The organism is Dyadobacter endophyticus, assembly GCF_014641595.1.
Taxonomy (GTDB): domain Bacteria; phylum Bacteroidota; class Bacteroidia; order Cytophagales; family Spirosomataceae; genus Dyadobacter; species Dyadobacter endophyticus.
Genome location: NZ_BMIA01000002.1, coordinates 46240 through 70935, shown reverse-complemented (window position 1 = coordinate 70935; position 24696 = coordinate 46240). Strand labels below are relative to the sequence as shown.

Sequence of the window (24696 nt, the reverse complement as noted above, 5' to 3'; positions counted from 1 at the left end):
TTTTTTTGTTGGCAGCTATTTGATGCTGGCCTCCTGGTGATGTTTGGTGAAATTCTTTTCCCCTGCTGTGACCGCGATCGCCATGTGGTTGTTGAGCGGCGGGATCGGGCAGTTGTAGCCGGTGCTGTATGCGCAGTAGGGATTATATGCCTTGTTGAAATCCAGAATGCATTTGCCGTCTTTGAGATCGGTCGTTTTAAGGTCCAGATAGCGGCCGCCGCCGTAGGTATCAGAGCCATTGGTTTTGTCTTTGAAAGGGACAAAGAGATAATCCTTGTATTTGGCGAGTTGTTGCAGGCTCAGGCTGCGGTATACCGTCAGCTTTTGTCTGCGGCCATTGACCTTGAATTTGAGTACCCCGTATTTGACGTAGGTCTTGTTCATCCCGCTGTAAGTAGGCATTTCGAACGACTTACCCTTCGCCTTCTCGAAATGGGCCTCCACCCGGTAGGAGGAGTCGGGCTCGTAAAATTGCAGATAAGGCAGATCCGCTTCTTTGAGCGGCGAGTTCTCCGAGCGCAGGAACTCGTCTTTGTAATGCTTTCTGTACTGATTAGTCTCTTCGGTAAATGTTTGTGCTTGTGATCCAAACGCCGCGACCAGAACTGTAAAGAGTGTGCTTAAAACAACTTTCATACGGTAGGGAAAAAAGAAATCCGGTAATTTTTACCGGATTTTATAAAAATTATTCCAGAAACCCAAAAACGCGGGAACTTTTTAAGTTATTGGGCTGAAATTTTCTTCACTTTCGATTCGTCGATGTTGAATGCTTTGATAACCGACTCGTAGCTGTTCAGATCCACTTCGGCATTGGTACGTTTCAAAAAGTCGGATGGAACTACCACTACGCGGAACTCGAATCCACGGGTCCAGTCGGTAGGGAGTTTGGTTTTGTCACTGTTTCCGTCCAAGAAAATTTCCATATCCACATCGGTGCGATCGAAATTGTAAGTAACCAAAACACCGTTGTTAAGGAATGCAGTTTGCGGCAATGGACGGTAGGCTTTAAGGCCACCTACGGTATTCCAGTTTACATAAACCAGCACGGCGTCGGAAGGCAGAACCTCAATATTTTTATCCTTGAAATTCAGCACGTAGCCCCAGTCGTTGGCCTCGGTAAAGTCCACGTTAATAATATCGAAGGTTATTCCCAGCACATCGCCTCCTTGCGGTCCGGGATCACCTTTCGGCCCGGTGCAGCTTTGGAATAATGCAATGACACCGAGTAACAGCAGGGGCAAGAGTTTTCTGTTCATGACTTGTGAGTTGAAATAATTGAGAAATCTGTTAAAAATCTGTGATTAGATGATGATGCAATTATAAAGTTTAAATCCCGATCGGGCATTAACCTTTGTTAACTAAAAAATGCCGTTCCAAACATCGAAGGGAGGCACATACTGGAACAGAGGACGGTAAGTAATTATTGTATTTTAATTGAAGGTATTGTTTGCGTAGATATCGTTTGCATGCTACTTTTCCCGAAAACAACGATTTTAGGATCAACCAACATTAAAAGGAACAACGATGATTAACCGTAAAGCAACAGCCATTTGGAAAGGTACCGGCAAAGAAGGCGCAGGTACGATCAGCACGCAGAGCACAGTTCTGGAAAATACCCAGTATTCTTTCAATACCCGTTTTGCGGAAGGTAAGGGAACAAACCCCGAAGAACTGGTGGCCGCTGCACACGCCGGATGTTTCGCCATGAAGCTGAGCTTCGAGCTGAATGCGGCCGGTTTCACAGCCGATGAGCTGAATGCAACAGCTACTATTTCTCTTGATCCGGCACAGGGCAAGATCGTTAAAAGCGCTATCGAATTGAAGGCGCAGGTTCCGGGCATCAGCGCCGAGCAGTTCGCACAGGTTGCCGACAAAGCGAAAAAGGAATGCCCTATTTCGCAGCTGCTCAACACGGAAATTACATTGAACGCGGAGCTTGTATAAGCCCATCACGGTTTGACTTTCGAAGATTCGCCACGCTGCGCGCAGTGTGGCGATTTTTTTTAGTCGATAAATAGATCGCTTGCAATACGGTCGGCAAAGAGCTTGCCGGCCTGGGTGAGCAGCAGTACCCCCGAATCTTGTCTGATCCAGCCTTTGCGGCTCATGCTGGTCAGTTCTTCGCTGGCCTGTAATGCAAATGCCCCGGCAGAAAGTTTTTCCAGCACCTGTAATTCGACCCCCCATTTGGTGCGAAGGCCCGTCAGCAGGTATTCATTGGTCTGATCGGCCGGCGAAAGCAATTCCAGCGTAGCGGGAATAATGTCTTTTTGAACCGCTTCCAGGTATTTAGCATTATTGGAAACATTATACTGGCGGCTAGCGCCATTGTAGGAGTGCGCGCTCGGGCCAACACCCAGGTAGGGGTGCTGCTTCCAATAGGAGCTGTTGTGGTTGCTGTAACGGCCGTTTCGGGCGAAGTTGGAGATCTCGTACTGCTCGTAACCATGATCGAGCAGGGATTGGAGCAGTATTTCAAACTGCTGGGCCGCATATTCTTCCTCGATCGGGCTGATCTTCTTCTTTTTCAGCCAGCTTCCAAAGGCCGTTTTGGGCTCGATCGTAAGACAGTAGGCTGAAATATGCGGGACATTCAATGTAAATGCCTTCGATAAGTCACTGAGCAGAATGTCATGATTCTCCGAAGGAATCGCGTAAATAAGGTCGATGGAAATATTGTCGATGCCAGCCTGCTGGGCCAGTTTTACGCATTGCTCGGCTTCCGTGGCAGAATGCGCCCGGTTCATAAAGCGCAAATGCGGCTCGTGAAAAGACTGAATCCCGATGCTAAGACGGTTGATGCCCGCATGGGCAAACATTTGAAGGGTAGCTGCGCTGAGATCGTCCGGGTTTGCTTCCAGGGTAATCTCGGCATCGGGTGACAGCCGAAAATGCCCGCGAATGGTTTCAAGCAGAAAATGCAGCTCGGCCTCGTCGAGCAACGAGGGCGTGCCCCCACCAAAATAGATGGTTTCCATATCCCCTTGGGGCAAATAAGATTTTCTCAAAACGATTTCCCTGGCAATGGCCTCCACGATGGCGCTTTTGCTGGCGGTGTTGGTACTGAAATGGAAATCGCAATAATGGCAAGCCTGTTTGCAAAAAGGGATATGGATGTATAAATGCATTATTTTGAATTTTTCTGCCACTCCCAGCCAATCTTCACACCGGCCCAGAGGTTGTTTTTCGGCGCTGCATTATAATAGCGGTTACCGAACGCGTTCAGATCGTAACCAAGGCTGTAAATGCCTGCATTGACCTTCTCTGCCGATGCGGACAGCTCACTGTAAAAATGCTGGCCCCAGCTTTTTTTCCAGCTTATGCGCCCTGTCCACTGGTTGTAGGCGGTGTTTTTAACCGTATTGGCATCATTGAGATAAAACGAATCGCCGTGCTGGTAGGTAAGAAATACCGAGATGCCGTATTTAAGCAGCACATCCAGGCCGGTCGACTCTGAGAAACGCGGAATGCCCGGAATCAGTTTCCCGCTCAGGTCCGCGTCAGCCTGCTGGAATTCTTCGTAGGTGTATTTGGTGTAAGTGCCCGTATTCCAGACTTTAAGCATTACCGGCAGTTTCGGGTCGGAAAGAATGTCCCATCCAATGCTCCATTCCAGGCCGTTTTGCTTGGTTTTACCTGCATTGACGAAATATTCTGCCCCAGCCTGGTCGAGCCTGCGCACGATCGCGTTGCGCAGCCCGAAATGGTACAGGCTGATCTCGCCTGAGATGACTTTGCCGGCTTTGCGGATACCGATCTCTGTATTGCTGCCTTTTTCAGCTTCCAGATCCTTGCGGAAACCACCCGCCGAGGGCCGCACTTCCTGCAAGGTAGGAGGGGAGAAGCCGCCGCTGTAGGAGGCGGTCACCGACCAGTTTCCGGCAATAACCTTGTTGGCCGCAAAGCGCGGGATGAAGATCCCGTCAAAAGTCTTCTGGTCCTCGTTGAAGGGAAGCGGGAAATAGCGCTCGTATTTATATTTTGAGGTATTGTAGCTCAAACCGGCGCTCAAAGTCAGATCAGTGAGCAAAGTCGCTTCCAGCTGGCTGAAAACAGACAGGTTCGCCGTGCGGATGTCCTCGGCCGTCTGTTGCTTGTCGGCAATGCCGCCTTTATTGTCATAGTTCCGCTGGGCGGATTTGCCGTATTGCCATTCAAAACCGCTGGTCCAGTTGGTCTTTACATTACCCCATTCGGATTTGTTTTGCCAGATATTTCGCCCACCGATGCCGTTTTCATCCCTTTTTTCAAAGTTTGAAATAAATGGGTTGGCAAAATCAGTGAAAGTCAGATACAGCGCCGTCGACTGGGTCCATTTATCAGATAATTGCAATACATAATTGCCACCCAGCAATGCCAGCCTGGTGTAAATGGCCGCTTTCTGCGCTTCACTGCCTGGCAGGGTCGCTGTCGACTGGCGGGCGAGTTTGGGATTGGTCTGATACTGGGCAAGGTTTATGCCGCCCGGAGTCTGATAATATAAATCCGAGTACATTCCCAGCAGTGAAAGCGTGCCTTTTTCTCCAATGCTGGAAGAAGAAGTAAAGCGGACCGCGTCGCGGATCATGCCGCTGTGGTTGCGGTAGCCGTCCTGCTGGCTATGGCCGTACTGGATGGATACATCACCGATCTGTAAAGTCGAGTTCCGGCTTTGAAAGCCGTATTTGCCAAAACTTACGCTTTGTTCAGCCCTGTTTTGAAATTGATTATCCGGGCGGCTGTGCATGAGCACGACCCCGCCGGTCCCCGCCCCGTAAATGCTGCTGCCGGGGCCTTTGATTACCTCCATGCTCTGAATAGCGCCATAATCGACCGAGTTCAGGGGCGTATTGCCGCTCGCGTCGGTGAACGGGATGCCGTTCCAGTAAAACTTCACATTGCGAACGCCGAACGGGGAGCGGATCAGACTGCCGCGGACCGAAAACCGGTAGCTGCCCGGAGAGCGCTCTTCCATGCGCACGCCAGGGATCGTATTGACCGCATTGGCCCAGGTGTAGTTGGAAAACCTGCCCAGCGAACGGGGCGCAAGCATTCCGACTGTTGCAGTGGTAGTAAGGGGATCTTTTTCGGATTCAAACGCGTGCACGGTGATCTCGCGCAGCTGGCGGGTTTGCAGCGAATCGCTTTGGGCCAATACGGGCCCTGAATGATGGATAATAAGGAAAGCAACAAGAGCGCCGGTAATAGAGATTTTGAGCATATAGGTTTAGGTATATTTCAATAATGCAAAGCTGATGATAAATGCCAACAGTTTCAAGATCTGGCTAGGTGCTTAACGGCGCACTCTGGCGCGAAGTTCAACGACTTCCGGCGCTCTGAGAAGAATTTTCCACAAAAATCACGCGGATCTGCGCGCTGAGGGCTGGTAAGATTTTTGCTCTGATACAGCCAATCACACAATAACTGAAATCAACTTTAATACCCGAAAAACATGAAAAAGATCACCTGGATTGTCGCCTCGCTGCTGCTTGTCGGTACACTTTCACTGACTAGCTGTTCAGACAAAACAAAAGACTCCGCCAAAGAGACGGTGGAAGAAGCTAAAAACGATATGGACGAAAATGTAGCCGATGCCAAAGCCGATATCAAGGAAGCAGGAAATGATTTTGAGGCCAAAGTGAAAGAAGACAAGGATGAATTGAAAAAAGATATCGACGATGCGATCGGCAAGCTCGACCGCAAAATAGAGGAGGCCGATGCCAAAATTGACAAGACGGCCGACAAGGAAAAAGCCAAATGGCAGCAACGCAGAAAAGAGCTGAATGCAGAGAAAGAAGAATTGCAGGCTTCCTGGAAACGCGCCCAGAACGAGACTGCCGACAAGTGGGACGAGTTCAAGGCCAACACCAAAGAAAAAATCGCCAAAGCCAAGGCAGACTTGAAGGACTAATAAATTGATGAGGGTTATGCAATAATGAAAAATGCTCCGGTTTTTCCGGAGCATTTTTTTGTTATCTGACAGGCAGATGAATCTCAGTCATCATGCAGCGGGCCGAACCGCCACCATTGCCTTCGATCACCGAAAGGTCTGTATGCAGCAGGCGCGCATAGTCATCGAGCCGGTCTTTCTGCCGGGGCGTGAGCGATTCATAGGCCTGGGTGGACATGACCAGGAACTTATCGCCTTTCCCGTTTCGGACCATCAGCATGTTGCCCGCAAAATGCCGCATTTGTTCGAGCGATATTTCGATTACGTCCTTATTTGTTTCTTCCAGCACCGACCTTACCATCAACCGCTCGTCGATGTCTTTGATCGCTTCCAGGCATACGACCGCGAAAATGTCGCCGACGCACATGAGCACATTGGTATGGTATATGGGCCTGTCGTGCTCATCGGAAGCCGAGAATGCAATGATTTCGTATCCCAACGCGTCGGCGAACGCATCGAGCACTTCCCTGTGTGTTCGTGGGGACAGGCACGCATAGGCGATCTTGTAACGGCGGTCGAAGACCATGCTGCCGGTGCCTTCCAGGAATTTGCCCTGCGCTTCAAAATGGGTCAGATCAATCACTTCTTCGACATTGAAATCGCCGGCGAGCGAATCGATAATGTCGGCACGTCGTTCCAGCCGGCGGTTTTCGGCCATCATCGGGTATAATACCACCTTGCCGCTTTGGTGAAAGGAGACCCAGTTGTTGGAAAAAACAGCGTCGGGCCGGTCTACATCGCTCGTATCATCGAAAATATGCAGTTCCAGGCCCGCTTTTTCCAACTGGTCGATCATCAGCTCGAACTCTTCCCGCGCTGCTTGCTGGGCTGTGCCTTCGGTTTGCCGGGCGAAGGACTCCTGCTGAAAGTCGTTGCTTGCAGCAGTTTGCTGGTTGAATCCGAACCGTACGGGCCTGATCATCATGATCCGGGCTGTGGACTGCGGCTGGATTTGAGCGGATGAGGTGATGACGCGCATAGGAGTATGAGGTAATGTTTGGAGACCGGATTTTTTGAAAATGAGGACGAAAGTCCCTAATGCAATTTACGATTCTGACAGCTCGATTACAAGAACAAAGTTTGGTAGCGCGGATGCCCAGGCAGCGGCCGCCAAGCAACTACCCGCGTAGTAGGGGCATGCTCATGCAATGCGAGCCGCCGCGCGCGCGGGAAAGCTCAGCAGAGGGCAAGGTGATGAACGTGTCGGTAAGATCCTGGGGCGCTAGCTCGTTGTGCTCGAATTTTTCAAGGAGTCTTTTGGCTGTTATTACCTTAAAGCCCTGTTTTTTGAATGCCTCGAGTGTTTTGTCGTTGCGGTCATAGCCGATCACCACGCCGTCGCGCAGTGCGAGCAGGTTACAGGAATCGGTCCATTGCTCGCGCTCCCCGTAGGGAAATTCATTGTCGCCTGAATAAATGAAACGGACCGGCCCGCTCACGCCCAAATCGCCCTGGCTGATCTCGGTGAGCAAATCTTCCAGGTTCTCGATTTCCCGCGGATGCTGTTGATTTCCTTTGACAAACTGCAAAATCCTGAACTCCTTGTTGACATCTACCGGCGCAAAGAAATGCAGCACATCCTTCTTGCGGGCCTCATCACCCACGCGGGCCAGCGCGCTCAGCAGCACCCAGACGTCTCGTCTGACCTGGGTGAAGACTGTGTCGATATGCATATAATCCCTTTTTTTAGGGATTTTAATGATAGTGATCTTGTCGACCACACTTTTATCAAACAAAATCTTCATCACCTGCTGGGCAGCGTAAATGGATGTGCGCTCGCTGCAACCGATCAGAAGGTGCCGCGGGGCGACCATCATCACATCGCCCCCTTCGAGCGTACAGCGTTGATAGTCGCTGGCCTTTTCGTCGTCGGGCAGCAGAAAATGCCGCTCATTTTCAGGTATTTCAATGATATTTTCTTTGAAATTGGCAAACATCGGGTGATAAAAAAACACGAACTGGGCCAGTATCGACTCGCGGGTACGGGCGGCTTTGGCCGGTTTATTGAGCAGAATATGGTCGTTGATGACAATGCCGATGTCTCTTGTGAAAATAAGGTTGGGCAAAGGCGCAAAGAGCATCCGTTTATCGGAACAATACCCTGAAATGAATATGCGGGCCAGCTCGTGGGCATCGAAGCGGTGGAGCTCTTCCTGGATCTGGTAGGAGCAGCGTTCTATGCCGCAAATGGCGGCGGTGAGCTTGATTCGGACATTTGGCTCTTCCAATATATCCCCCAGCAGCCGCTGAATGTCCACCACATGATCTGAGGCGAAGTACTTTTCCGTACCGGGAATAAAGAAGGAGCGTGTCGGGTCCTCGTTAATTTCGGCAAGCTTGCCTTTGATTTTTTCGGGGTCCAGAAAATACAGCAGCAGTTTGACATAGTAATCATATTCTTTCCTGCGCATGGTATCCAGGTGCACGATGTCCTCGAAAAGCCAGTCCTGGGCTTTGCTGGGGACCACTTTGCCCAGGCCGCGGTCGGGGCTGTGGATCAGCAGCCTTCTTAGGGTAGCTGTTTCGGAGGATACACCAACAGGAAGTCCGGATATCGGATTATTAGCCATAAATGAAGTGTTTGGAACGCTTGGGGCACAAAGTAAATGTTTCTTTGGGAATTAAAAACCGGCCCTGGTTCAACCCGCTTAATCTCTGGGTGTTTAAGGGATAAATATCTGCCGTGCGGGAACATCCTGCCACTTAAAAAGGTTGTACAAAATGAGTGGTCCGCACTTTAAGACATTGACGCTCATTTTCATTTACGGCTAATGCGTATTACTTTTGCGGGAAATTACCACGAACTATCTTTTAAGTATAAAATCAGTTATGCTCTCTATTAATGACTTGCGTGCCTCCATTGAAGGTAAGGAAATATTAAAAGGCATCAATCTGGAAGTCAAACCGGGTGAAGTGCATGCGATTATGGGGCCCAACGGTTCCGGCAAAAGTACCTTGGCTTCGGTGTTGGCAGGAAGGGAGGAGTACGAGGTTACTGGTGGAAGTGTAGTTTTTGAAGGAAAAGATCTTCTTGAACTGGCTCCCGAAGAAAGAGCTGCGGAAGGTATTTTCCTCGCATTCCAATATCCGGTTGAGATTCCGGGCGTTACCACGATCAACTTTTTGAAAACGGCGGTTAACGAAATCCGTAAATACAAGGGCGAAAGCCCGCTGGACGCTGCACAGTTCCTGAAAATGGTGCGTGAGAAGGCCAAGCTGGTTAGCATGAACGATTCGCTGCTTAAACGTGCATTGAACGAAGGCTTCTCGGGTGGTGAGAAAAAACGCAACGAGATCTTTCAGATGGCCGTTCTTGAACCGAAACTGGCGATTTTGGATGAGACAGACTCGGGCCTGGATATCGACGCATTGCGCATTGTAGCCGAAGGGGTCAACTCGCTTCGTTCACCAGAGCGCGCCACGATCGTTGTAACGCACTATCAGCGTCTTTTGGATTACATCGTCCCTGATTTTGTGCATGTTTTATACAAAGGTCGCATCGTTAAATCCGGGCCGAAGGAGCTTGCCCTCGAATTGGAAGAAAAAGGTTACGATTGGATCAAAGCGGAAGTTGAAGCGGTAGGTTAAGTAAAGGCAAATGTCCGTTTAAAACTTAACCCAACACAGCACCATACCCCATTATCGATGAGTACCGAGACAATAGATTTAAAAACCAGACTGATCACCGATTTTCATGCCCGCGAAGCGGTGATGAACGGTGAGGCGTCTTCTGAATTCCACCAGAAAAAACGCGCAGGACTGGCCCGTTTTGAGCAGTTGGGCTTCCCCACAATCAAACACGAGGAGTGGAAATATAGCAATGTAAGGGACCTTATCAGTGTTTCTTACGATTTCAATGCGGAAAGCTCCATTGGCCTTGCCGAGCTGGAAGATTTGAAAGTGCCCGCCCAGCAGGCCAATATCCTCTATTTTGTAAATGGCCGCTACAATGCCGAGCTTTCTACCATTATTTCGCCAGTCGAAAAGATCACGATCAGCTCACTGGCAGATGCCTACAAAAACGATCCGGCCAGGGTTGCTTCTTATTTTAACGAGCTGACCAAAGACGCAGACGATGCATTCACGGCATTGAACACGGCATTTACCCAGGACGGCGTGTTTGTCCATATTCCGGATAACCAGTCGGTAGAGCACCCGATTATCCTTCGGTTCGTGAGCGATGCACGCGAGAAGAATGTAGGAAGCCAGCCGCGCAATATAATTTCAGTCGGAAAAAACTCGCACGTTAAAATAGCGGAAGCGTTCAGGACTTTGGGCGAGCAGCGCTCTTTCACCAATGCGGTGACAGAAATTAACGTGGCCCAGGAAGCCAACGTGCAATATTATAAAGTGCAGAATGAGAGCGAGAATGCCTACCACATCGGTACTACCCAGGTGCGCATGGCCGACCGCTCGCATTTCTACGCGGGAACTGTGACGCTGAACGGCAAGTTCACGCGCAACAACCTGAATATTGTCCTGGACGGAGAGCATTGCGATGCGCATATGTACGGGTTGTATTTCCCGGATGGTTCCCAGCACGTGGATAACCATACGGTGGCGGATCACCAGAAACCCAACTCGGAAAGCAACGAGCTTTATAAGGGTATTCTGCGCGATAAATCCAAAGGTGTTTTCAACGGAAAAATCTTTGTTCGGCCTGACGCGCAGAAAACCAATGCATTCCAGTCTTGCAAAAACATCGTGCTCTCCCCGGATGCATCGATGAACACCAAGCCCCAGCTGGAAATCTTTGCTGACGATGTGAAATGCTCGCACGGGACCACCACCGGGCAGATTGACGAGGAGGCCTTGTTCTACATGCGCTCTCGCGGGATCTCGCAGCCCGAAGCGATGTCGCTTTTGATGTTTGCCTTCTGTGCCGATGTGGTCTCGCAGATCAAGATCGATTCGGTTCGCGAATACCTCGAAAACGTGATCACCCAGAAACTGGCTTCGAAATAGCTTTTAACGGATCTAAGGGTCCGAATTGATACATTTCCTGGTACCCAACCGCCATTTTTGGGGTTGGGTATTTTTCTTAAATGACGAATCACAATGAGCCACAATCTCAATATCGCATCCATCAGAGGCGACTTCCCGATTTTAAACGAAGTCGTCAATGGCAAACAACTCGTCTATTTCGATAATGCGGCTACGACCCAGAAACCGCGCCTGGTACTGGACGCGCTGGCGGGTTACTATGAGCACTATAATGCCAATATCCACCGCGGAATCCACCATCTGGCAGAAAAGGCCACTTCCGCATTTGAGCAGTCCAGAAAGCGTTTGCAGGCGTTTTTGAATGCGGCCCATTCGGAAGAAATCATTTTCACCTATGGGACCACTGATGGTATCAACCTGGTGGCATCCTCTTATGGCCGTAAATTCCTCAAGGAAGGCGACGAGGTGATCATCTCGACCATGGAGCACCATTCGAACATTGTGCCCTGGCAAATGCTTTGCGAAGAGAAGGGCTGCATCCTGAAAGTGATCCCGATCAACGACCAGGGCGAGCTTTTGATGGACGAATATGAGAAACTGCTCACGGAAAAAACCAAATTCGTCTCGGTGGTGCACGTCTCCAATGCACTGGGCACTATTAACCCGATCAAGGAAATCATCGCCAAGGCTCACGCAGTCGGGGCGAAGGTGCTCATCGACGGGGCGCAAGCCAGCTCGCACATTGAAATCGACGTGCAGGAGCTGGATTGCGACTTTTATTCGCTTTCGCTGCACAAAATATACGGCCCTACCGGAATGGGCATTCTATACGGCAAGCGCGATCTATTGAATGCCATGCCTCCTTACCGGGGCGGCGGGGAGATGATCAAAGAAGTTACTTTCGCCAAGACGACCTATAACGAGCTGCCATACAAATTCGAAGCCGGTACGCCCAATATTGCCGATGTGGTAGCAGCCAAGTTCGCGCTGGATTATGTAGACGCGTTGGGTAAAGCAAACATCGCCGCCTACGAGAACGAGCTGCTGGCCTATGCGACCGGCGCCGTAAAAGAGATCGAGGGGCTGAGAATTATCGGTCAGGCCAAAGAGAAAGTAAGTGTGCTATCCTTTGTGATCGATGGCATTCATCACCAGGATATCGGCGTTTTGCTCGATCAGCAGGGCATCGCAGTCCGCACCGGCCACCATTGCACGCAGCCGCTGATGAACCGCTTTAATATTACCGGAACCTCACGCGCATCGTTTGCTGTTTATAATACGATCGAGGAGATAGACAAGCTCGTGCAGGGGCTGCATAAGGTGAAGCGTATGTTGAGATAATTTTTTAAATTACTGGCATTGTTTCATTTTAGCGATGGCATAAATTGATTTTTACAAATGACCATAAACGAAACACAGGACGAACTAATTTCGGATTTTGAATTGTTTGATGACTGGGAGAGCAAATACGAGTTCATCATCGATCTCGGAAAGCAGTTCCCCCCATTGGAAGAGCAATACAAAACCGAGGATAATATTATCAAAGGATGCCAGTCGAGGGTGTGGCTGAATGCTTACATGGAAGAAGGGCTTTTGAAATTTGAGGCCGATAGCGATGCGATTATCGTGCGCGGGCTGGTGAGTATGCTGGTGAAGGTGCTTTCGGGACATACCCCTGAGGAAATTGCCAAAGCCGATGTGTATTTTATGGAAAGAGTAGGTCTGCACCAGCATTTGGCTCAAACCCGCTCGAACGGGCTTGCAGCGATGCTCAAACAAATGAAAGCATACGGCTTTGCTTACCAGGCCAAATCAGTGAATGCATAACAACTAATAAGACCTTGCGATGTCAGAGGAAGATTTGAAAGAAGAGGTGATCCGCGCCATTAAAACGGTTTACGACCCGGAGATACCGGTTGACGTTTATGAGCTTGGATTGATATATGATCTGAAAGTGTTTCCGATCAACAATGTATTTGTGTCCATGACGCTGACCTCGCCTTCGTGCCCGTCGGCAGGAACGCTGCCCGGCGAGGTCGAGCAGAAGATCCGCGAAGTAGAAGGGGTAAACGATGTGAGCGTAGAGCTGACCTTTGATCCGCCATACACCACAGAAATGATGTCCGAGGAGGCTAAGCTCGAGCTCGGGTTCATGTAAAATAGTAACAACAACTTTTAAACATTACAATATATGTATCCACCACAATTAGTGGCTCCAATGAAAGCCGAGCTGACCAGCGCCGGTTTTCAGGATCTGACAACGGCAGAGGAAGTCGACAACTTCATGCAAAATACCAAAGGAACTGCTTTGGTTGTGATCAATTCGGTATGTGGCTGTGCGGCAGGTGCTGCGCGTCCGGGCGTGAGAGCGGCATTAGCCGGCAGTGAGGTGAAGCCTGATCACCTGGCAACGGTATTTGCAGGTGCTGACCTGGAAGCTACCGCTAAAATGCGTGAGTACACTTTGCCTTATCCTCCCTCTTCGCCAGCCGTTGCGCTCTTCAAAGACGGGGAGCTGATTCATTTTGTGGAGCGCCACCATATCGAAGGCCGTTCGGCCCAGATGATCGCCCAGCATTTGCAAATGGCTTTCGAAGAATTCTGCACAGAAGAGGCATAATTCGAAACTTATTTAATCAGGTGACGGCTACTTTCGATTACATTTGAAAGTAGCCGTCTGTTTTAATAGCTGCCCATATGCGAGGACACCGTTTCACCAAATACATTCCGCCCGAGCAAGGGCCTAACAGCAAGTTCGACCAGCTTTTTGATATTTTTCAACAGCTGCTGCTGATGACTTCGGGCGATGTCTCGGAGGCCATGTCGTGGCTGAGCCAGCTCGACCGCCAATATAACCTGACCAACGATTCGTACGGGATAGGTGATTTCTTTGAAGACCTGAAAAAGAAAGGTTATGTCACCGAAGAAAAGCAGGAAGGCGAAAGCAGGCTCATTATGACGCCCAAAGCCGAGAAAAGCATTCGCAAGAGCGCATTGGACGAGATTTTTGGTAAGCTCAAACGGTCCAAATCCGGCGGTAACCATCACACGCCGCACCTGGGCGCGGGCGATGAGCTGACCAGCGACATCCGCGATTTTCAGTTCGGGGATACGCTCGACCAGATTTCGATGACCGAATCGATCAAAAATGCGCAGGTCAATCACGGTATCGGGGATTTTATGCTGATGGAAAAAGACCTGGAAGTGGTCGAGCGCGAGCAAAAAACCACTACTGCGACTGTGGTCATGATCGATATCAGCCATTCGATGATCCTTTATGGCGAGGACCGCATTACGCCGGCTAAAAAGGTGGCGCTTGCACTCGCCGAGCTGATCCGGACCAAATATCCCAAAGATTCGCTGGATATCATCGTCTTTGGAAATGATGCCTGGCAGATACAGCTCAAAGACCTGCCTTACCTTGAAGTAGGTCCGTACCACACCAACACGGTGGCTGGTTTGGAGCTGGCAATGGACATTCTGCGCCGCAAGAAAACGCGTAACAAGCAGATATTTATGATCACCGACGGTAAGCCGACCTGTCTGAAAGAAGGCATCCGCTACTATAAAAACAGCTTCGGTCTGGACCGGAAGATCATCAATAAAACACTCACATTAGCTGCCCAGTGCCGCAGGCTCGATATTCCGGTAACGACCTTTATGATCGCCACTGACCCTTACCTGAAACAGTTTGTGCAGAATTTCACGCAGGTCAACAACGGCCGGGCTTATTACAGCAATTTGCAGGGACTAGGCGGCTTTGTACTCGAAGATTTCCAGCGCAACAGAAGAAAGAACGTCAAGTAAAGTCAGGTGTTGTCAGCTATTGCCGCTCAGATGCGCATATTCAACCCATGACAACACCTGACAACACTTTAATTATTTGCTGCCAACCGAGATCATATTGGCAAAAAGGCGATAGGCGCCGGTCACGCCCGCGGGAAGCTCCCGGAAGAATGACAGGCCGGTGTAAATGTAGTGCCCCTTGCCATATTGCGCGTAAAGCGTACTTCCTTCCCGGGCAGGCTCGTCCTTATCATGGGCCGAAAACAATGCCTGGTAATTCTTTTTGTCCCAATCCTGGGCGAAATACAGCCCGCGCTCCTGAATCCAGCCCTCAAAATCCTTTTGCGTGATTTTGTTGGGGTAATTCAAAATAGGGTTTTCAGGTTGCAGAAAATGCATTTGGGCATCTTCCTCGGTAACCCTTTCTCGCCCTAGTTCAATATTAAACGGGCCGATCTGCCTCACTTTCTGCCCGCCCGGAATCGTGTATTGGACCACCATCGTGCCGCCGTTTTTAACGTAATCCATCAGTTTGGCCTGATAGTTGTTCAAATAACCTTCCGTGTTATAGGCCCGCACACCTACGACGATCGCATCGTAAGCATTGAGCTCTTTGGCAAGGCCGGCTTCGTTGAGCATCGTTACCTGGCAATCCATTTGGCGCAATGCGGTCGGGACATCATCGCCCGCACCGGCAATGTAGCCAATGTTTTTAGCGGTCGTTTTTACAACGATCTTAGCCAGTTTGGCCGAGGATTCCGGAAAGAGCGTCTGGCTTGGAATATGCTGGTAGGCAATGGTTTTGACCGATTTATCATAATTTTTCCCATCCACAACCGCGATTGCCTTGATAATGGCTTGCTGATTGCCTGCGGGTGGGGTGATGATGAAGGAGAAGTATTGCTGCTGGTACTTGTTGGTTAAACTGAATTCCACCGATTCGGGGACCGCTTTCCAGCCCGCCGGGATTTCAGGTTTCAATGTGCCTTTCACGCCGCTGCGCTGGGCTTCGACGATGATATTGACTGTTTTGGCTTCCATCGAAGAAAATATGAAAACCGGCTCGGTAATGGTGGTGGTAACAAGCGGGCGTATTTCAAAGGGGCGGTAAATCTCGCCTTCCGCCGGATCGACTGATTTGTAAACCCATGGTTTTTCGAAGACAAACTCTTGCCCGCCGATCTCGAATTGGTAGCTGGTCTTGGTTTCGGGCCGGTTTTCGGGGTAGCCGATATCCTGCTGGTTATCGATTTGGAAAATGCCGCGCTCGATCGGTTTTTCCAGCCAGTAGGGCTGGCTGGTTCTCAGGTTGGCCGGCAATAGCGCCTTTTTGGCAAACAGGTTCATCTCATTGGAAGCCAGTGCAAGGTTCAGGACGCTGTCGGCCGATTCGCCGGTCCAATGCAGCGAGACGAGCTTTACAGGATAGTCCGACCTTTTCACCACACCGATATTAATCCGCGCTTGCTCGCCTGCAACACCCGAAAAGTCATTGGGGTTAGTCTCAAACCAAAGTCCGGCGCATTGCTGGATCAGGTCTTTGACTTCCTCCTTTTTGGCTTTGACATAAATGTTACCCGAATCGAGCGTACTAAGCTCTGCATTGATTTTCAAAAGCTCCGGGATGGAGGCCGACGGCTTGTTTACCGAATAGTTCTTGATCGCTGCCGCAACAAGGGCATGTACTTTCTGGCTTCCTTTCACGCGTTTCCAGCTTACATCCACGCCGTCGAAGAGGTTTTTCTCCGCGGGCGCCCCGACTTTGTGCAAAAAGAAATCAATCCGGTCGCCCCTTTGAGGGGCGCTCCCAAAGCCCTGGCTGCGGTGCTGGCTGCGGCTTAATGCGGCGATCTCCGTGTAGGATTTTCCTATAACGGGGTTATAACCGCCGATTTCGATGGAAATGAATGGATTCTTCTCATCACTGGGCGCTTTGTTGGTAAAGCCGGGCGTGAATGTATTCCAAACCAGCCGCTTGGTTTGCCAGGTTTTGACAAATTTGAGCTGATCAGGGTATGCTTTCGGGTCGGCGGCAAGGTTAAAACCTTCTTCGGCCAGGTATGCCGAGGTCTGGTGGTGGCCATGGCCCGCCCGCGGATCGGGCGGGAAGCGGGTAATGATCACATCGGGCTGGAACTTGCGGATCATCCACACTACATCGCCAAGGACCTTATCGCGGTCCCAGAAGTTGAGCGTCTCATCGCGGGTCTTGGAAAAGCCAAAGTCGTAGGCGCGCGAGAAAAACTGCTGGGCGCCATCAATGCGCCGGGCAGCCAGCAGCTCCTGGGTACGGATAACGCCGATATTATAGCCCTGCTCGGCGCCGATCAGGTTTTGGCCGCCATCGCCGCGCGTGAGCGAGAGATAGCCCGTTCGCACGAGCTGGTCTTTGGATAAATACGAGAGCATCAGCGTATTCTCATCGTCGGGGTGGGCCGCAATGTAGAGCACAGAGCCGAGCACGTCTAGTTTTTTAATGTTTTGGAAGATTTCACTGGAAGACAGCGAGGGTGTCTGTGCGAAAAGCCTGGTGGCAAACAGTACCAGTGCGAGCGTAAAGAAACGATGCATAACGGGTTAAGGTGGTTGATTTAGGGCTGCTTATAGCGTCCAGGTCAGTACATAATCCTCAAATGTATCAAATTGAATCTGTATCGTTTCCGGTAAATCGCCTTTTTGCAGATTAACTTCAAAACCGCCGTTTTGGTTGCCGGAAAACGAATTTATCACGATATGTTTTTTCAGATCGATGGCAGCATCGCCTGCATATTTGAAAACCGATTCCTTGGCCGACCAGATCAGATGCATTTGCAGATTGTCTTCCAGGTCAGCCCATTTGAGCTCGGCATCATTTAAAAAATAGAATGCACCCTTTGAAATAGATGGTTTCATTTGCTGAATATCGACTCCCACCGGCGCACCCTCACGCAGGTACACGCACACATATTCGCCCGAGTGCGACATAGAGATTTCGGTGGCCGATCCGCCCAGGTGCGGCTTGCGCTGGGCATCATAGCCTATCAGCGTATTTTGCCCCCGCATTTCTTTGAGCAAAACCCTGCAAGCCAGCCATTCCTGTCTTCGTTTAGCCTTTGAAATTGCCATCAGCGTTTCTAGTTCGGTGGCGGGCAAATCCAGCATAGCCAGCAAATCTTCCCAGGGTTCGCTCATACGCCAAAGGGCCAGCATTGATACCGGTGAAATGGTTTTTATAGAAACGATGCCCATTTATTGCTAATTTTGGTATCAGATCAGGCGTCACATGATGCGCCCTTCTGCTTATTTTATGTGGCCTAAAAACAAAGTTCTGCGCTCTGCGCTCAAAGCATTCCTGATTTTCCTTCTGATCATCGGCATACTCTTTGGATTGTTCCTGTGGCGTATCCACGTGCCAAGTCCGGAGGTTGAAAGTACTAAAACTGTCGAAAGTTACAAGCGCGAGCAGGTAGGGGAGAACCATTACCGGGTGGGCAACAACTGGCTCAGAAAAAACAAGCACGGCATCTGGGAAATGTATCTGGAAGGCTCCCCTTATGAGCGCGGGCTTATTTACGGGATCCTTGCCAGAGAGCTGATGGAGAAGCAGGAAGTGCATTTTGTTGGCCAGATCAAGGAGATGATCCCGAGCGCGATGTTTTTGCAAGTATTGAAAGGTTTTGTGGGCTGGTTCAACCGCGAGATTTACAAGTATATCCCAGCGGAAAACCAGCAGGAGATTTACGGTGTTTCCCAGTCTTTTTCAGACCAGTTCGACTACATCGGCCCCAAATATTACCGTATTCTCAACTACCACGCCGCCCACGACATCGGCCACGCGCTGACGGATTTGAATATGGTCGGCTGCACCTCGTTTGCCGTCAACCATTCGCTCACCAAGGATTCCACCCTGCTGATTGCCCGCAACTTCGACTTTTACATGGGCGATGCATTTGCCGAAGACAAGCTGATCGTCTTTATGAATCCCGAGAAAGGCTACAAATTTGCCTCCTACGCCTGGGCGGGCCTTACCGGGGTGGTCTCGGGTATGAATGAGAAGGGCATTACCGTTACATTAAACGCTTCCAAATCAGATATCCCCTTCTCGGCCAAGGAGCCAATTTCTATTTTGGCGCGGGAGATCCTGCAATATGCCGGCACGATCCAGGAGGCGCGCAGCATTGCTGCCAAAAGCGAGACATTTGTTTCCGAATCGCTGCTGATCGGCTCGGCCGCCGACGATAAGGCGGTGATCATCGAGAAATCTCCCCAGAAAATGGGCGTGTATGATCCGGGCAAAGACTACCTGGTTTGCGCAAACCATTATCAGAGCAGTGCATTTGTGAAGGATTCGGTCAATATCGAAAATATCAGGGATACCGACTCCAAAGCGCGTTTTGACCGTATGAACCAGCTCATGGGCAGATCTTACCCGATGGATGTGAATCAGGCCACGGCTATTCTGCGTGATCAAAAGGGGGTAGATGATAAATTTATCGGTTATGGCAACTCGAAACTGCTCAACCAGCTGATCGCCCACCATGGCATTGTTTTCAAACCTGCCCAAAAACAGTTCTGGATTTCAGCTTCTCCTTACCAGCTCGGCGAGTTTGTAGGATATGACCTCACCCGCGTTTTTGCACAAAAAGGTCAATTTCAATCATTTGACTCGCTGGAAATCGCCCGTGATCCGTTTCTGGAATCGGCGGATTATAAAAAGTTTGAAGCATTTAAATCTCTGAGACAGAAAATCACTAAATATGTGATGCTGGACACACCGCTTTCGCTGACGGCAGGGGCCGAGAAGGAATTTATTGCCAATAACGCGCAGAGTTATCTTCCTTATTTTTTCCTTGGACAGTATCACCAAAAGAAAGGTGATTTTGGCAAAGCCATCGGTTACTATGAAAAGGCATTGAAGCATGAGGTATCATCGCTGAGCGAGCAGAAATCGATCCGGAGGCGGATAACCGAATGCACAAACAAAAGCCATTAACGGCTGTTGTCCATTTTTTTAGATTTTCCACGTCAACTTTTGATTGCCATGAGTCCTGAAACACAGCAGCCTGGCTTGCAGCAGCTATTATCCTACGTTTCTGCTAATTCCGCCTATTACCAGCGGGTTTTCAGCGCCCACCATATTGATATAAACACGATCCGGACAGTTGCAGACCTTGGCCAGCTGCCATTTACAACCAAAGATGATCTGGCCCAATACAACGACGACTTCCTTTGCGTGCCCAAAAGCCGCATTACCGATTTCGTAACCACATCGGGCACACTGAGCGATCCGGTCGCTTTTTACCTTACGGATTCCGACGTGGAAAGGCTTGCAAACAACGAATCTGAATCTTTCCGTTGCGCCGGTGGCAGCCAGGATGATATTTACCAGCTTATGACGACGATCGACCGGCGGTTTATGGCCGGGCTGGCCTATTGGATGGGCGCACGCAAAATGGGGGCGGGGATGATCCGCGTAGGCCCGGGAGCGCCTTTTCTGCAATGGGAATCGGTCCAGCGGTTTTCGCCGACAGTTATCATTGCCATTCCGTCCTTCATCCCAAGGCTGATCGACTATGCCATAGCCAACGATATCGATTACCGTTCATCGAGCATCAGATCCATTATCTGTATCGGCGAGCCGATCCGCAACCCGGATTTTTCGCTCAATGAGCTGGGCAAACGCATCACCTCGCAATGGGAGGTGAAACTGTATTCAACCTATGCGTCTACTGAAATGGGTGCGGCCTTCACTGAATGCGGCGAAGGCAAAGGCGGGCATCTGAACCCGGAGCTTTTGATTCTGGAAGTAGTAGACGATGAAGGCAATGCGGTCAAGGACGGTGAGCTTGGCGAGGTGGTGGTAACTACGCTTGGCGTGGAAGGCCTGCCGCTGCTGCGCTACAAGACCGGCGATTTATGTAATGTCTATTACCAGCCCTGCGCATGCGGGCGCACCAGCCCGCGCCTGGGGCCGGTGGTAGGGCGCAAGCAGCAAATGATCAAATTCAAAGGGACGACCATATTCCCGCCCGCTTTATTTGATGTGCTCGACGCTGTGAAGGAAATCGATTTGTACCAGGTTGTCGTATCTAAAAACGAGTTTGGAAACGATGAGATCACCGTTGTGCTGCCCATGCAGTTGCAGACTACGGCATTCAAGGAAACCATGCATTCGCTCTTCAAATCCAGGCTCCGCGTATCGCCCTCTTTAACTTTCGTGACCGCTGAAGAACTAACTTTCCGGATCTACAAACAGGAGAAACGCAAACCTGAGAAATTGATCTATATTTGACGCCTCTGTTACCATAAAAATAAAATTACTACTATGAAAAAATTGATTTACGCCTCTGTAATGGCCGTTTCCTTCCTTGCCGCAGATGCAGCTCTTGCCCAGCGTGTCGATCTCCGTTCAGGGGATGTAGGGGTGCTGTCGGGCCAGAAAACCGTTAACGTGGAATACGACTACTCAGCGTTCGGAGTAGGTAAATTTGCCACAGAACAGGAGTATCTCGACAAGAAATCGGCCGAGTACAATGCCAAGGAGGCCGGCAAAGGCGATACCTGGAAAAAGGCCTGGGTGGAAGACCGTAAGGCCCGCTATGAACCCAAGTTCGAAGAGCTTTTCAACAAAGGTCTGGCAGATAAAGGTATCTCAGCCGTTACGGCCCGTCCCGACGCTCAGTATACCCTTATTGTGAAAACCAAATTCATAGAACCGGGTTTCAACGTGGGGGTGATGCGCAAGAACGCGTATGTGGATTTTGAAGTAGACCTTGTCGAATCGGCTAACAAATCCAATAAAGTTGCAGAAATTGGAATGAGAAATGTTCCGGGCGGCCAGTTCGGCGGTTTCGACTTCGATACGGGCGTCCGCATTGCCGAGTCTTATGCGAAAGCGGGCAAATCCCTGGCGGCATTTCTGGATAAAAAACTAAAATAAACTAACGTTCCAAATTACTTCCGGTTATGAAAAAGTTACTACTGATCGCATTTGTGTTGTTTCATGTGGTGAGCGTGGCTAACGCAGACAACACCATGGCTGACCTTTTTGCAGGTAAAACCAAGCTGGTTTTCCTGGGTCTTGATTTTACACAAGCCAAATACATTGGCAAAGTAGGTTTTACCGATGCGCAGGCAATTCAAAACCAGCATATTGTAAGCTGGAACAACCTGATCGAGCTCGAAGCCAAGAAATTTTCTCTACAAAAGGCATTCAGCCTTAAGGACGATCAGTACAAGTCGAAAGTGGAGGATATGGTGAGCTTGAACAAATCGGTGAACGTGGAGAAAAATATCACCGACGACGAGTACAGCATTACCGAAGAGCAGGTCAAGAAATCGGTCGCCAAATATTCGCTGAGCGAAAAGGATGGAATCGGCATCGTTTATGTAGTGGAAAGCCTGAACAAAAATGCGGAAAAGCTCATAGTTTGGGTTACATTCATTGACCTTGCAACCAAAAAGGTGATCCATACCGAAAAAGTGGAAGGTAAAGCGGGCGGCTTTGGTTTTCGCAACTATTGGGCCGGCGGGGTTTACAAGATCAACCAGGAAATCGACAAAAGCCTTTACAAAAAGTGGAGCAAATCATTCAAAGCTTAAAAAGTAAATAGAATTGTCTATTTTTAAAGTTCAGATTGATTACCGATACCATATCATCGTCTTGTAAGCTGTGATCTGTTTGCCTGAATCCGGTGAACGTTCACAGCTTACTGTTTAAAACCGCTAACCCGTTACCGTGCGCATCGCCCATTGGTTTTCCCTGCTGCTGATCTGCCTGCTCTTGACAAGCTGTGGCAAAATGCTCTACCGTTCAGCGGCAAAGGCTTTCACGAAAGGTGCCAAGCAAGCGCCTTACGAGGCCATTATCGTTCCCGGCTTTCCTTACAACGGCCAGAAATGGGACATGGTACATCAGCTCCGCATTCACTGGGCCTATTATCTGTACTCGAAGGGTTATACCAAAAACGTGATCTTCTCGGGCGGAGCGGTAGCAACGCCCTACATCGAAAGCCGAGTAATGGCCAACTACGCTGAGGCGCTCGGCATCCCGCGCGAGCACCTGTTCACCGAGGAAAGGGCCCAGCACAGCACAGAAAATGTGTATTATTCCTACCGCCTTGCAAAAGAGCTTGGCTTTTCGAAAATTGCGCTTGCCACCGATCCTATCCAGACGAGCTATATGAAGAAGTTCGTCAAAAAATTTGAACTTCCGATCGGGTTGCTGCCGACGGTGATCGATACGGTGAAAACAATGAATGTATACGAGCCCAAGGCCGACCATAGTAATGCAGTCGTCAAGGAAGGTTTTGTCAAGCTCTCAGATAAGGAAGGTTTTTTCAAGCGTTTCCGCGGCACGATGGGCAAGTACATCGTCTGGCACGAGCAAGATCTGAAAAAAGCGAAATACAGGAGAAAATACAAGGATCGGATGATACCCTCTTCCGAACAGTCAGGGAACACTAAAAGCGTACAATGAAAAAAGAATTGTCGGCTATTGAAGCCAAGTATGAAGCACAGAAGATAGCATTCGGCCCGATGTATTTCCAGTCGGTGGTGGCCCTCAGGGACCTGGGTATCTTGCAGTACATCAGCGAAAACCGTAAGGGAGTAAGCATTGATAAGATCATCGAAAATGTGAATGTCTCCGAATACGGGGTGACCCTCTTGCTGGAAGCGGCCGAAATCCTGGGTGTGGTGGAAATAGAAAATGAGATCGTCAAGATCAGTAAAGTCGGTTTTTTCCTCTTGAAGGACGAGATGACGCGCGTGAACATGAATTTCATGAAGGATGTGTGCTACCAGGGCGCAAGCCACATGACCGAGAGCATCGTCAATGGTAAACCCGAAGGGCTCAAAGAGCTGGGCAGCTGGCCGACGATCTATGAAGGGCTCTCGATCCTTCCCGAACCCGCGAAAACTTCCTGGTTTGAATTCGATCATTATTATTCGGACAATGCATTTCCGGACGCTTTAAAAATCGTCTTTGCTAAAAAGCCGAAACTGCTCTTTGACATTGGCGGCAATACAGGTAAATGGTCCTTTGCTTGCTGCGATCACGACGCGGATGTGAGGATTAAAATACTCGATCTGCCGGTGCAGCTCAACGTAGCGCGTGCGAATGCAACCGAAAGAGGTTTGCTGGGCCGCATCGATTTCCACGCGATCGACCTGCTGGATACGACACAGAAAATCCCGCAGGGCGCCGATGTGATCTGGATGAGCCAGTTTCTGGATTGTTTCTCCAAAGAACAAATTGTAGCAATCCTTGAAAACGCCTTCCAGGCAGCTTCTGAAAACACCACATTATACATTCTGGAACCATTTTTTGATAACCAGAATTATCCTGCTGCGCATTATAGCCTGGTGGCGACATCTCTGTATTTTACAATTATGGCCAACGGCAATAGCAAAATGTACAGGATCGGTGTCATGAAAGAGCTGGTCGGCCAGGCCGGATTTGAGGTCGTTAATACTTATCCGCTCATTGGCGACAGCTATCATACGATTCTGGAATGCAGGAAAAAGGCTTAATGGCCGGTCCTTTTTGATCCCGAGTACGTAAATATTGATTGTTATGAAGCAAATAGCGGCTCTTTGGCTTCTTGTCCTGCTTGCGGTGTCGGCCCAGGCGCAGATCGACAAGGGGGTTTATTACAAGGCATTGTCCAGCGGCCAGCAGGAATCGATCGATAAGGTGCTCACAAGGCTGGAAGCGGAAAGGTCCTCCCCGAAAGTGAATGCCTACATAGGTGCATTGACGATGAAGAAAGCGGGATTTGTCAAAGGGGTAGGAGGCAAGGTGAAGACTTTCAAAAAAGGTGCGCACCTGCTCGAAGATGAAATTAAAGCTAACCCAGCTAATACAGAGTTCCGCTTCCTGCGGCTAACCGTACAGGAGCACGCGCCGGGGATTTTGAAATACAACAAGGAAATAGATGCCGACAAACAGGCCGTCGTTTCTGGCTATGAGAAGCTGGACGCAGACCTTAAAAGCGTCATCGCCGATTATGCCAGGGATTCGAAGGTGTTGAAAGAATCGGATCTTAAATAGGAAT

Annotated in this window: 24 protein-coding genes; 16 read left to right on the top strand and 8 right to left on the bottom strand. The window is 49.8% G+C overall.

The window, feature by feature from the left end:
• Positions 1-15: 15 nt before the first annotated feature.
• Together IEY24_RS12425 and IEY24_RS12420 are read right to left on the bottom strand one after the other, a co-directional pair.
• On the bottom strand, positions 16-636 hold the full coding sequence (locus IEY24_RS12425) for a DUF1684 domain-containing protein (RefSeq protein ID WP_188932490.1): 621 nt from the start codon (positions 634-636) through the stop codon (positions 16-18).
• A gap of 86 nt (positions 637-722) precedes the next feature.
• Positions 723-1256, bottom strand: coding sequence for a hypothetical protein (locus IEY24_RS12420; protein ID WP_188932488.1), 534 nt, complete (start codon positions 1254-1256; stop codon positions 723-725).
• A 268-nt stretch (positions 1257-1524) separates the two neighbouring features.
• Here IEY24_RS12420 and IEY24_RS12415 point away from each other — a divergent pair, with 268 nt between their 5' ends.
• Positions 1525-1944 carry an OsmC family protein gene (locus IEY24_RS12415; protein ID WP_188932486.1) on the top strand — a complete coding sequence of 140 codons (420 nt, stop codon included), beginning with the start codon at positions 1525-1527 and terminating at the stop codon, positions 1942-1944.
• A 59-nt stretch (positions 1945-2003) separates the two neighbouring features.
• Here IEY24_RS12415 and hemW read toward each other — a convergent pair whose 3' ends face one another.
• Both hemW and IEY24_RS12405 read right to left on the bottom strand, forming a co-directional pair.
• The gene (gene hemW / locus IEY24_RS12410; protein ID WP_188932484.1) at positions 2004-3128 is read right to left on the bottom strand and encodes a radical SAM family heme chaperone HemW; all 1125 of its coding nucleotides are present in this window, start codon (positions 3126-3128) and stop codon (positions 2004-2006) included.
• Complete coding sequence (locus tag IEY24_RS12405) at positions 3128-5200, bottom strand: TonB-dependent receptor (RefSeq protein ID WP_188932478.1); 2073 nt, start codon at positions 5198-5200, stop codon at positions 3128-3130. Before IEY24_RS12405 ends, hemW begins: the two co-directional genes overlap by 1 nt.
• A 231-nt stretch (positions 5201-5431) precedes the next feature.
• On the opposite strand from IEY24_RS12405, the gene IEY24_RS12400 reads away from it, so the two are divergent.
• Entirely contained in the window at positions 5432-5890 is a 459-nt protein-coding gene (locus IEY24_RS12400) for a hypothetical protein (RefSeq protein WP_188932475.1), read from the top strand.
• Between the two features lie 61 nt (positions 5891-5951).
• Here IEY24_RS12400 and ctlX read toward each other — a convergent pair whose 3' ends face one another.
• Entirely contained in the window at positions 5952-6908 is a 957-nt protein-coding gene (gene ctlX / locus IEY24_RS12395; RefSeq protein WP_188932474.1) for a citrulline utilization hydrolase CtlX, read from the bottom strand.
• A gap of 139 nt (positions 6909-7047) precedes the next feature.
• Positions 7048-8499, bottom strand: a complete 1452-nt coding sequence (locus IEY24_RS12390) for an arginine deiminase family protein (RefSeq protein WP_188932472.1) — start codon at positions 8497-8499, stop codon at positions 7048-7050.
• Between the two features lie 259 nt (positions 8500-8758).
• On the opposite strand from IEY24_RS12390, the gene sufC reads away from it, so the two are divergent.
• The 7 genes from sufC (at position 8759) to IEY24_RS12355 (ending at position 14680) form a co-directional block, all read left to right on the top strand.
• Positions 8759-9517 carry a Fe-S cluster assembly ATPase SufC gene (gene sufC / locus IEY24_RS12385; RefSeq protein WP_188932470.1) on the top strand — a complete coding sequence of 253 codons (759 nt, stop codon included), beginning with the start codon at positions 8759-8761 and terminating at the stop codon, positions 9515-9517.
• Positions 9518-9574: 57 nt separating this feature from the next.
• A complete protein-coding gene (sufD, locus tag IEY24_RS12380; protein WP_188932468.1) occupies positions 9575-10894 on the top strand; it encodes a Fe-S cluster assembly protein SufD in 1320 nt (439 codons plus the stop codon).
• 93 nt (positions 10895-10987) lie between these two features.
• Positions 10988-12214: a cysteine desulfurase gene (locus tag IEY24_RS12375; protein ID WP_188932466.1), complete on the top strand. Its 1227-nt coding sequence runs from the start codon at positions 10988-10990 to the stop codon at positions 12212-12214.
• Positions 12215-12271: 57 nt separating this feature from the next.
• Positions 12272-12700 carry a SufE family protein gene (locus IEY24_RS12370; protein ID WP_188932464.1) on the top strand — a complete coding sequence of 143 codons (429 nt, stop codon included), beginning with the start codon at positions 12272-12274 and terminating at the stop codon, positions 12698-12700.
• Positions 12701-12719: 19 nt separating this feature from the next.
• Entirely contained in the window at positions 12720-13031 is a 312-nt protein-coding gene (locus tag IEY24_RS12365; RefSeq protein ID WP_188932462.1) for an SUF system Fe-S cluster assembly protein, read from the top strand.
• Positions 13032-13064: 33 nt separating this feature from the next.
• Entirely contained in the window at positions 13065-13493 is a 429-nt protein-coding gene (locus tag IEY24_RS12360; RefSeq protein WP_188932460.1) for a BrxA/BrxB family bacilliredoxin, read from the top strand.
• A 77-nt stretch (positions 13494-13570) separates the two neighbouring features.
• The gene (locus IEY24_RS12355) at positions 13571-14680 is read left to right on the top strand and encodes a vWA domain-containing protein (RefSeq protein ID WP_188932458.1); all 1110 of its coding nucleotides are present in this window, start codon (positions 13571-13573) and stop codon (positions 14678-14680) included.
• Between the two features lie 72 nt (positions 14681-14752).
• Here IEY24_RS12355 and IEY24_RS12350 read toward each other — a convergent pair whose 3' ends face one another.
• Complete coding sequence (locus tag IEY24_RS12350) at positions 14753-17230, bottom strand: PIG-L family deacetylase (RefSeq protein ID WP_188932456.1); 2478 nt, start codon at positions 17228-17230, stop codon at positions 14753-14755.
• Between the two features lie 30 nt (positions 17231-17260).
• Positions 17261-17887: a 4'-phosphopantetheinyl transferase family protein gene (locus tag IEY24_RS12345; RefSeq protein ID WP_188932454.1), complete on the bottom strand. Its 627-nt coding sequence runs from the start codon at positions 17885-17887 to the stop codon at positions 17261-17263.
• A gap of 34 nt (positions 17888-17921) precedes the next feature.
• On the opposite strand from IEY24_RS12345, the gene IEY24_RS12340 reads away from it, so the two are divergent.
• The 7 genes from IEY24_RS12340 (at position 17922) to IEY24_RS12310 (ending at position 24692) form a co-directional block, all read left to right on the top strand.
• Positions 17922-19631 carry a C45 family autoproteolytic acyltransferase/hydrolase gene (locus tag IEY24_RS12340; protein WP_229222178.1) on the top strand — a complete coding sequence of 570 codons (1710 nt, stop codon included), beginning with the start codon at positions 17922-17924 and terminating at the stop codon, positions 19629-19631.
• A gap of 48 nt (positions 19632-19679) precedes the next feature.
• Positions 19680-20930: a flexirubin biosynthesis putative acyl-CoA ligase FlxY gene (gene flxY, locus IEY24_RS12335; protein WP_188932452.1), complete on the top strand. Its 1251-nt coding sequence runs from the start codon at positions 19680-19682 to the stop codon at positions 20928-20930.
• A gap of 33 nt (positions 20931-20963) precedes the next feature.
• The gene (locus IEY24_RS12330; RefSeq protein WP_188932450.1) at positions 20964-21578 is read left to right on the top strand and encodes a hypothetical protein; all 615 of its coding nucleotides are present in this window, start codon (positions 20964-20966) and stop codon (positions 21576-21578) included.
• Between the two features lie 26 nt (positions 21579-21604).
• On the top strand, positions 21605-22240 hold the full coding sequence (locus IEY24_RS12325; RefSeq protein ID WP_188932448.1) for a hypothetical protein: 636 nt from the start codon (positions 21605-21607) through the stop codon (positions 22238-22240).
• Between the two features lie 136 nt (positions 22241-22376).
• Positions 22377-23117, top strand: coding sequence for a YdcF family protein (locus tag IEY24_RS12320; protein ID WP_188932447.1), 741 nt, complete (start codon positions 22377-22379; stop codon positions 23115-23117).
• Positions 23114-24172, top strand: a complete 1059-nt coding sequence (locus IEY24_RS12315; protein WP_188932445.1) for a methyltransferase — start codon at positions 23114-23116, stop codon at positions 24170-24172. The genes IEY24_RS12320 and IEY24_RS12315 overlap by 4 nt, the downstream gene beginning before the upstream one ends.
• Positions 24173-24215: 43 nt before the next feature.
• Positions 24216-24692, top strand: coding sequence for a hypothetical protein (locus IEY24_RS12310; protein WP_188932443.1), 477 nt, complete (start codon positions 24216-24218; stop codon positions 24690-24692).
• The last annotated feature ends 4 nt before the right edge of the window (positions 24693-24696 follow it).